This is a genomic window from Moorena sp. SIO4E2 (assembly GCF_010671945.1).
In the GTDB taxonomy this organism is placed as follows: domain Bacteria; phylum Cyanobacteriota; class Cyanobacteriia; order Cyanobacteriales; family Coleofasciculaceae; genus Moorena; species Moorena producens.
This window is the reverse complement of record NZ_JAAHIE010000412.1, coordinates 1-6,660: the sequence shown is the minus strand read 5'-3', so window position 1 is coordinate 6,660 and position 6,660 is coordinate 1. Positions and strand designations below refer to the sequence as shown.

Here is a 6,660-nt window from a genome sequence, read left to right as displayed (position 1 = left end):
ACTTGACCCACCATCCGACCAATCAAAGCATTCACTAGAGAGGTTTTGCCCGCTGAACCAGTACCAAACACTACCACTAACAGTTCCCCACGGGAGAGGATAGCTTCAATTTCTTCAGAGCGGCGCAACATCGCTTGCCGTGACACTTCATCCTGAATCTGTTTGACCTGTTGCCTTACTGCTTTAAGGGTTTCTTCTGCTGCTTCGGTTTTCACCTCCGGGGCTTTAGGTTCCAGACGACCTTTACCTGGCCGTTTCCGGGATTTACCAAATAACCCCATGGTGTAGATTAAGGCCCATATTAGTAGCCCTAGCAAGGTAATCAGCAACAGCAGCACTAAATTAGCCAGTACCGGAGCAGTAAAGGAAATTTGGATATACAGTTGGTACAGACCATTAATCAACCAAAGCATTAGCCCCAGAATAATAATGAGACCAATAATTAGGGTTAGTAGACGTGGCAGGGGCATGGAAGATAGGATAGGTTTTAATTATTAATGTTAGCTAGATCAGGGAATAATTCCCCGATCTCCAGGAACCCGAGACGCTGTGCAATAAAACTCCGGATATCTTTACCCTCTTGCCTCTTGCCTCTTGCCTCTTGCCTTTAGCTATACTAAGCTATCAGCAATTTATAATTGATTTGGGAAAGAACTGTTTCAAACTGACTGTTTAAATCTTTTAAAAAACAATGAGCTTATTCAATAGTATTCTCAGTGCCATTAATAGTCCTACACAAGAAGCTAGCTCTAGTCAGCTAGGGGGTATTCTGGACACGGTACAGCAGTTGAGTGGTAACCATCACACCAATCCCTCAGCCGTGCAATCTGCCACCTCAATTGTAGGTAAGTATGTGCGTTCAGCGCTCCAACAAAAGCGCACAAGTGAAGGAGATGAGCAGGTCCAAGCACTAGTTAATCAATTTGGTGGCATTGGTGCTAGTTCTCAAGTGGTCAATATGCTCTTTAGTGCGCCTCAGATCCAGGAGCTTGTTGGAGAAATTACGAGCAAGACAGGCATTAATGCTGGTATCATCCAAGCTATGCTACCAACCCTAGTCCCCGTGGTATTGAATTTCCTCAAGACTGGCACCAATATTAAGAATCCCCTTGGTTCTAATTCTGTACTCAGTGGCTTTCTAGATGCTGATGGGGATGGGGATGTGGATATTTATGATGCCATGCAGCTGGCATCACGGCACTTAGGACGTTAATCAAAAACCCAGCTTGTTGGCCTAGGAAGAAGCACGAGTTGCTGGAATCAGTAACTTAACCAGTTTTGACAGCTGGGGTTTATCAAAGGCTTGGATGATTACCTTGGCGGCGGCTTTTGGTTCTAGCACAATAGTGATTTCCTTACCCTTAGTGGTTCGGTTTGGCCGAGTAGATCCTACAGCTGCTAGTTTTTGCAGTGCTGAACTCGGAGCGATCGCAGCCGCTGCCTTTCGCAACTCGTCTAGATTACCCTGTGCTGCTTGCAACTGGTCACTAGCTTCCTTGAGTTCTTTGATCACTAATGGTGCTAACTGGATATAGGAGTTTTTAGGATTTGCGATCGCTTTATGGCAAACTCCCAGTAATTTATGCCAACTACCAATCCCAGCCCCCAGTTGAGCCAGACGCTTACAAAGCTTTTGAAGTTGTTGGCGATTGGTTGGTGTGGAAGATTGTTTAAACAGCTCTAGCATATCTTTAAGCAGGCTAATCACCTTCGGCCCAAAGTCTGGGGGAAATTTACCTTTTGCTGAAGAAGACCCTTTGCTAGTAGAAACTTGATCAGAACGAATCGCTTTTTCAGCAGCAGAGCTAGAAGCCATTGCGGCTGGTAATTGACTCTCACCACTGACCAAGGTTTTGAGATAACTCTGCAATTGTTCAAAGCCTGGCTGAGCTGCTTTTAGAGTTTTTTCTGCTTCACTTTGCTCAAACCCAAATGGTCCTTGCAAAAGATCAATCAAAGCTTTGAGGGTATCATAACTCTTTAAAAACAGAGTCTCCAGCTGTTGATCAACCTGAATCTTATTCTCTTGAAGTATTTTGAAAGAATCTTCTAAACGATGGGCAGTCTTTTGAATACTTGTAAACCCCAACATCGCCGCCCCGCCTTTGACAGAATGAGCAGCGCGAAACAATTCATTAACCGTCTCTGGTTCATTGACCACTGATCCCAGATTTAACAGTCCCTGTTCAATGGTTTCCAGATGTTCTTTCGCTTCTTCAATGAAATAGCCTAAAATCCTTTGCTGATTCCCAGCTTCCACGGCAATTTTTCCTTATCAGAACGGCTAATCACAACAGATTGATGTTGACACTCCCCGCGCCTATTGAAGCGGGGATTCTTCGCTCACAGACTCGACTTGCTGAACCTGGCCGGAGCCAAGAACAGTAGCGGTCAAATCTCCTGAAGCGTTCGGATCTATGATCCAGGTTCCGGTGTGCCCCACCGTACCCAAGGCTTTTTTTAAAATGTTGATAGCGGCGTTGTGGTCACGATCTAATTGGCACCCACACTTGCAGATATGAGTCCTGGTTGATAGTGACTTCTTGACTACTTCACCGCATTCTGAGCAATTCTGACTTGTATAGGCCGGATTCACGGCAACAGTAACCCTGCCAAACTTAGTCCCAAAATGCTCTAACCATTTTCTAAATTGATACCAACCAGCGTCATTGATAGACTTAGCAAGACAATGATTTTTAACCAGGTTCTTTACTCTTAAATCTTCATAGGCGACCAGGTCGTTAGACCGGATTACGCAACGCGCCAGTCTCTTGGCATGTTCTTCACGCTGCCTACTTATTTTAAGATGTTGTCTGCCTAGTCTATTAATGGCTTTATTACGGTTAGATGAGCCTTTATTTTTCCGAGATACTCGGCGTTGATAAAATTTTAGACGCTTTTCCCCTGCCCTATAGAAGCGAGGTGATGGTTCAGTGTTTCCTCTAGAGTCGGTATAGAAATCCTTTAGTCCTACATCCAAGCCCACAGTGGCATCAACTGGGTCTAATTGTTCTTTTACATCAATAGAGAGGCAAAACTGAACGTAATAGCCATCAGCCTTTTTGACAATGCGAACCCGTTTAATTTGATTCTTGTCAAACCGCCACAAGTCCCATGTACCTTTGAGTTTCAGTTTTCCAATTCCCTTTTTATCACTGAAGGTGATTGATTTATTGTCAGGGGAAAGCTTCCATCCTGACTGCTTATATTCAACGGACCTACAGTGCTTTTGAAAACGGGGAAAACCCTTCTTTCCTGATACCTTTTTCTTGCAGTCATCAAAGAAGCGAGAAATTGATGACCATGCCCTCTCAGCCGCAGCCTGTCGAGCAGTTGAGTTTAATTCATTAGCAAACGAAAAATTCTTGGCAAGAACCTTACAATATTTGTTAAGGTCGTATTTGTTAAGCCCTTTATTGTCCATCCACAAACGTAGACAGCTATTTCTTACGAACTTCATAGTTCGCATAGCTTCATCTACAGCTTGGTACTGTGACTTTTTACCGTATGCCTTAAACTCAAAAATAATCATCAGAATTCGACCTCTTCTGCTACATTATTATGCTAACACGCTTAGCGCAAATAGACAAGTATTGATGTTTTTTTTCTGAAGGCGATTAAACTCGCTAGGCACTTTCATCCCGGAGACAAAACCTGATTAATAAGGAAGCCTTAATCATGGAGGCGCGCTTGACCCGTAATTAAATTCGCGCTTATTGTCGCGCCTCAAAGTTTTCACCCTGGGACGAGTAGCCGACCAACCATAAAGGCTTCCTTATTCTTGCGGTAACTTCTGACCGGCTATAAAGAGACGGAGTTTTGAGTGTGAGAGTTTCTAATAATCATCAGAGCAACATTCGATCTGGTCAACGCAGTTTTAAAATTAGTAGACCATAGCGTTGGTTACAGCAACAGCTTATTCTGAGCTTACCCCCAAATCAGCTATTGGGCTATCAATTGTGAAAACTGCTCTTAGATCTTCAGTTGGATCTCTATTGTGGCATCCCACACCAAGTCAGCAAAGACTTTACGCCAGCTTAAAAGCACAAGGAATAGCTAGGGTTAGCTTGAAGCCGACACTTACCTGTTCGGGTAAGCTTTACATTATATCACCAATCGATTGCAGGCACCGATAAGAATAGCTTATCCCTGGATCAAATTTTCAAATATAACATAATCCTTTACATACAAAAAGTATTCTTAACATTATGTTACATTTAAAGTAACACTATGTCATGTTGGCGCAGCTGCCAGCTATGGATACCCCAAATGGATACTAATGAGCTTCTAGAGCGTTATTCAGCAGGTGAGAGGGATTTCCGTGGAGTAGATTTCCAGCAAATCAACCTGAGTGAAGTCAATCTGACTGGAGTAATTTTCAGACGAGTTAACCTAGCTGATGCCAACCTGAGTCTCGCGGTTTTACAGGAAGTCAACCTTAATCATGCAAATCTGACAGGAGCGAAACTGTGGCGAACCAATTTGAAAAAAACCTCTATGGTGCAGGCTAACTTGAGTCAGGCATTTATGATTCGGGCGAATCTTACTAGAGTAAACCTGCGCCAAGCTATTCTAACCCGAGCCGATTTAAGATTAACCGTTCTTCAGAATACCGATTTGCGAGGAGCCAATTTAACCAGGGCAGACCTGCGCTACGCTGACTTAAGAGGGGCTAACTTGACTGGTGCTTGTCTGCACCAGGCAGACTTGACTAGAGCAAATCTGTGTGATTCTGACCTTTCTCAAGCAAACTTGAGTGGAGCAATTTTGAGTCAGGTAGATTTGAGACGGGTTACTCTGTCAAATGTAGATTTGGGTCAGGCTGAGCTTTCTGGGGCAACGGTACCAGATCAACTCACTAGTGAATATTCAAAATTCCAAAAGCTAACAGCTAACAACTAATAAATAATCCCTTGATCAAAAGGGTTGGTTTGATCAAAATGGTTTGTTGAGGTAAAACTATCCCCCTCATGGGTGGAGTGGGACTATTTAGGGAGGGATTTATAGGTGAATAATCCAAATTCGTTACTGGGGGATTTACGGCAAGAGTTACCACATCTGCGCTGCCAAATGTACTTCAAATCTTCCTTGACAGCTCTTTCTCATGCCATGGAAGACATCATACTAGCGATGGATGACTCTCCCTTGGTGATTGCCAATTTCCAGCATGAGAAGTTTTATCGTCAGGAAGTCCACCGCTATCAGCGAATTGCCCAACGTACAAACCAAGTTTATGTGCTGGCGGCACCAGAATCCGAGTCTGGTTTTGCTGTGGTTGAACAATCCTTAGAAACTATCCCCTTAGGCTCAAATGATGGTCTTGCCCAAGAGTGGCACCTGGTGATTTTGGCGCAGAATTATACAGCTTGCCTAATTTGTCGGGAACAACTAACACCAGCAACTTCTATGGAGCAGGCTCGCAGGTTTGAAGGCTTTTGGTCGTTTGACCGCCGGGTTACCATTCATGCTGCTCGATTGTTACTGGGACGGATTGCTAGTTATCGACCAGAACTAGCCCCAAAAGTGGAGCAGGTATGGCAGCACTATGGTTTGACCACAGAGCTCCCAAAGCAAACATTGTTGCTGACGAGTGCAGGGATTGATATTACTATTTTTGCCCAGCGGCTGGTAACTTATCTGCAAGCGAGTCAATATAAGCTCCTGAAAGCTTATCGAGTCCTGACCACCAAAGAACGCAAGGAGCGTCTGATTAATGCTATCACCGCCACCATCCGTCGCTCCCTCAATCCCCAAGATGTTTTAGCAGGGACAGTAAAAGAGTTAGGAAAAACCTTTAATTCTTGCCGTTGCCTGCTTTACCGCTGTAGTCCTAGTGACCAGCAAGCAAAAATTGAGTATGAATCGGTTGCTTCTGGTTTACCGTCCCTCACTGGACAGATGTGGTCGTTAGCAGATAATCCTCTAATTCAAGTCGCTCTAGCTCAGGAACGAGCCATTGCCATTGCTGATGTTACTGGAGCTCCCAACTTACACAATAACCCAGCTCTGAGGACAACTATTCAGTATTGGCAGATTCGATCTTGGTTACTGGTACCAATACACTATCAAGGAACACTGCTGGGGATGCTGGAACTCCACCATGGGGGTTTGGATCCCTATAGATGGCTCGAAGACGATATTGATTTAGTAGAAGCGATCGCAACTCAAGCTGGGGTAGCCTTGAATCAAGCCCAAGCTTATATTGACTTAACTGAACTCCATGACCAACTAGAAGCCCTAGAACGAACCCGTAATAATCTGATTGCTATCGTTGGTCATGAATTACGAACTCCCTTATCAACTATCCGAGTGTGCCTAGAAAGTTTAGAGAGTGAACCAGAAATGCCAACGGAGTTTCGGGAAACTATGCTTGATACGGCGTTAACCGATGCCGAGCGTATGCGTAAACTGATTCAAGATTTCCTGACTCTCTCTAAGTTAGAAAGTGGTCAAATCTCTCGTTACCCGGAATCTATCGAGATTATCGAAGTCCTAGACTTGGCTCTTTCTGCTCTGAGATCGATTTGGTCACCAGAGACTCTACCAGAAATCAATGTTGAACTACCCTTCGTGTTACCAACAGTCCAAGCAGATGGTGAAGGATTGGTAGAAGTCTTAACCAAACTTCTAGACAATGCCTGTAAGTTTACTGAGCCAGGG

6 protein-coding genes are annotated in these 6,660 nt (G+C 44.2%); 3 read left to right on the top strand and 3 right to left on the bottom strand.

Annotated elements, in window-relative coordinates; translation table 11 throughout:
* On the bottom strand, positions 1-470 hold a 470-nt coding region (locus F6K37_RS29050), incomplete at its 3' end, for a Rab family GTPase (protein WP_502887785.1).
* A gap of 221 nt (positions 471-691) precedes the next feature.
* Between F6K37_RS29050 and F6K37_RS29045 the strand changes: the two genes are divergently transcribed.
* Complete coding sequence (locus F6K37_RS29045) at positions 692-1,213, top strand: hypothetical protein (RefSeq protein WP_287253930.1); 522 nt, start codon at positions 692-694, stop codon at positions 1,211-1,213.
* 21 nt (positions 1,214-1,234) lie between these two features.
* On the opposite strand, the gene F6K37_RS29040 is transcribed toward F6K37_RS29045, so the two are convergent.
* Both F6K37_RS29040 and F6K37_RS29035 read right to left on the bottom strand, forming a co-directional pair.
* Positions 1,235-2,260 (bottom strand): Hpt domain-containing protein, encoded by a 1,026-nt coding sequence (locus F6K37_RS29040; RefSeq protein WP_287253928.1) that lies wholly within the window; start codon positions 2,258-2,260, stop codon positions 1,235-1,237.
* Between the two features lie 60 nt (positions 2,261-2,320).
* Complete coding sequence (locus F6K37_RS29035; RefSeq protein ID WP_287253926.1) at positions 2,321-3,532, bottom strand: RNA-guided endonuclease InsQ/TnpB family protein; 1,212 nt, start codon at positions 3,530-3,532, stop codon at positions 2,321-2,323.
* 698 nt (positions 3,533-4,230) lie between these two features.
* Between F6K37_RS29035 and F6K37_RS29030 the strand changes: the two genes are divergently transcribed.
* Both F6K37_RS29030 and F6K37_RS29025 read left to right on the top strand, forming a co-directional pair.
* Positions 4,231-4,902, top strand: coding sequence for a pentapeptide repeat-containing protein (locus F6K37_RS29030; RefSeq protein ID WP_287253924.1), 672 nt, complete (start codon positions 4,231-4,233; stop codon positions 4,900-4,902).
* 105 nt (positions 4,903-5,007) lie between these two features.
* A partial coding sequence (locus F6K37_RS29025) for a DICT sensory domain-containing protein (RefSeq protein WP_287253922.1) occupies positions 5,008-6,660 on the top strand: 1,653 nt, incomplete at its 3' end.